At 68.1% G+C, this 3,249-nt stretch carries 1 protein-coding gene; it reads right to left on the reverse strand.

What is annotated here, in order from left to right:
• On the reverse strand, positions 1-3,194 hold a 3,194-nt coding region (locus AC1DZA_RS20060), incomplete at its 3' end, for a beta strand repeat-containing protein (RefSeq protein WP_476774090.1).
• Between the last annotated feature and the right edge of the window lie 55 nt (positions 3,195-3,249).

Below are 3,249 nucleotides of genomic sequence, written 5' to 3' on the forward strand. Positions count from 1 at the left end.
GTCGCGGTGTAGGTGCCGTCACCGTTGTCCGTGACGGCACCGATGGTGCCGAGGTCGGTGGTGATCACGACCGTGTCGCCACCGGCCCCGACGGGGTTTCCGTTGCTGTCGAGCTCGGTGACGGTCACCAATGAGGTGGATGTGCCGTCCGCGGGAATACTGCCCGGCGCGGCCGTGATCGTGGACGTGGTCACGTCCGGGACGCCTGCGGTGAACACCACAGTCGTGGTGTCCGTACCCGCGGTGCCGTTCAGCGTGAATCCGAGGGTCGCGGTGCCCGCGGTCGTGCCCGCGGTGAGTGTCACGGTGTAGGTGCCGTCACCGTTGTCCGTGACCGCGCCCACGGTGCCCAGGGTGGTGGTGATCACGACCGTGTCGCCACCCACTCCGACGGGGTTTCCGTTGCTGTCGAGCTCGGTGACGGTCACCAACGAGGTGGATGCCCCGTCCGCCGGAATCGTGGCGGGTGTCGCGGTGATCGTGGACGTGGTCACATCCGGGACGCCCGCGGTGAACACCACAGTCGCGGTATCCGTGCCCGCGGTGCCGTTCAACGTGAACCCGAGGGTCGCAGTGCCCGCGGTCGTACCCGACGTGAGTGTCGCCGTGTAGGTGCCGTCGCCCACATCCGTGACGGCACCGATCGTGCCGAGGGTGGTGGACATCGTGACGGTGTCACCACCAACCCCGACCGGGTTCCCGTTCACATCCAGCACGGTGACCGTCACGGTGGACGTGGATGCCCCGTCCGCGGGAATACTTCCCGGCGCGGCCGTGATCGTCGACGTGACCGGGCTCGGGGCGCCCACGGTGAACACCACGGTCGTGGTGTCCGTACCYGCGGTGCCATTCAACGTGAACCCGACCGTCGCAGTCCCCGCCGTCGTAGCGGACGTCAACGTCGCCGTGTAGGTACCGTCACCGTTGTCCGTGACCGCACCCAGCGTGCCCAGAGTGGTCGACATCGTGACCGTGGCGCCACCAACCCCGACCGGGTTGCCGTTCGCATCCAGCACGGTGACCGTGACCGTGGACGTGGATGCCCCGTCCGCGGGAATCGTGCCCGGCGCGGCGGTGATCGTGGACGTAACCGGGTCCGCGGCCCCCGCGGTGAACACGACCTGGGTGGTGTCGGTGCCTGCGGTGCCGTTCAGCGTGAACCCGAGGGTCGCAGTGCCCGCCGTGATACCCGACGTGAGGGTCGCCGTGTACGTCCCATCACCGTTGTCCGTGACAGCACCGATCGTGCCCAGGTCGGTGGACATCGTGACCGTGTCGCCACCAACCCCGACCGGGTTCCCGTTCACATCCAGCACTGTGACGGTGACCGTGGACGTGCTGGTGCCGTCCGCGGGAATACTGCCCGGCGCCGCGGTGATCGTGGACGTGGTCACGTCCGGCACGCCCGCGGTGAACACCACAGTCGTGGTGTCCGTACCCGGGACCGTGTTCAACGTGAATCCGAGCGTCGCGGTGCCCGCCGTCGTACCCGACGTCAACGTCGCCGTGTACGTGCCGTCGCCAACACTCGTGACCGCACCGATCGTGCCCAGGGTCGTCGTGATCACGACGACGTCGCCACCGACCCCGACCGGGTTTCCGTTCACATCCCGCACCGTGACCGTCACCAATGACGTGGATGCCCCGTCCGCGGGAACACTCCCCGGCGCGGCGGTGATCGTGGACGTGGTCTCGTCCGAGATCCCCGCAACAAGCACCACCTGAGTGGTATCCGTACCCGCGGTGCCGTTCAACGTGAACCCSACCGTCGCAGTCCCCGAGACCGTCCCCGCRGTCAACGTCGCCGTGTACGTCCCATTGCCCACGTCCGTGACCGCACCGAGTGTGCCGAGAGTGGTCGACATCGTGACCGTCGCGCCACCAACCCCGACCGGGTTCCCGTTCACATCAAGCACCGTCACGGTGACCGTGGACGCGGATACCCCGTTCGCGGGAATCGTAGCCGGCGCCGCGGTGATCGTGGACGTCGTCACATCCGGGATGCCCGCGGTGAACACGACCTGAGTCGTGTCCGTACCCGGGACCGTGTTCAGTGTGAATCCGACCGTCGCGGTCCCCGACGCCGTCCCCGACGTCAACGTCGCCGTATAGGTGCCATCACCGTTGTCCGTGACCGCGCCCAGGGTGCCGAGAGTGGTCGACATCGTGACCGTGTCACCACCAACCCCGACCGGGTTCCCGTTCACATCCAGGGCCGTGACGGTGACCGTGGACGTGCTGGTTCCGTCCGCGGGAATACTGCCCGGCGCCGCAGTGATCGTCGACGTGGCCGCATCCGCGGCACCCGCGGTGAACACCACAGTCGCGGTATCCGTGCCTGCGGTGCCGTCCAGCGTGAACCCGAGCGTCGCAGTGCCCGCGGTCGTACCCGACGTCAACGTCGCCATATAAGTACCGTCGCCCACATCCGTGACCCCACCCAGGGTACCCAGGGTGGTCGACATCGTGACCGTGTCACCACCCACCCCGACCGGGTTCCCGCTACTGTCAAGCACCGTCACCGTCACCAACGACGTGGATGCCCCGTCCGCAGGAACACTCCCCGGCGCCGCGATGATCGTCGACGTGCCCGCATCCGCGGTGCCCGCGGTGAAAACGACCTGGGCGGTGTCCGTACCTGGGACCGTGTTCAGCGTGAATCCGAGGGTTGCGGTGCCCGCGGTCGTACTCGACGTGAGGGTTGCGGTGTACGTCCCATCACCGTTGTCCGTGACGGCACCGAGTGCGCCAAGGGTGGTGGACACCGTGACGGTCGCGCCACCAGCCCCGACCGGGTTCCCGTTGCTGTCGAGCACCGTGACTGTGACCGTCGATGTGCTGGTGCCGTCCGCGGGGATGCTGCCGGGCGCGGCCGCGATCGTGGACGTGGTCACGTCCGGGGCGCCTGCGGTGAACACCACAGTCGCGGTGTCCGCGCCCGTGGTGCCGTTCAGTGTGAATCCGAGGGTTGCGGTGCCCGCGGTCGTGCCCGCGGTGAGTGTCGCGGTGTAGGTGCCGTCACCGTTGTCCGTGACGGCACCGATGGTGCCGAGGTCGGTGGTGATCACGACCGTGTCGCCACCGGCCCCGACGGGGTTTCCGTTGCTGTCGAGCTCGGTGACGGTCACCAATGAGGTGGATGTGCCGTCCGCGGGAATACTGCCCGGCGCGGCCGTGATCGTGGACGTGGTCACGTCCGGGACGCCTGCGGTGAACACCACAGTCGTGGTGTCCGTACCCGCGGTGCCG

It is taken from the genome of Agromyces sp. P2_B3 (genome assembly GCF_056404815.1).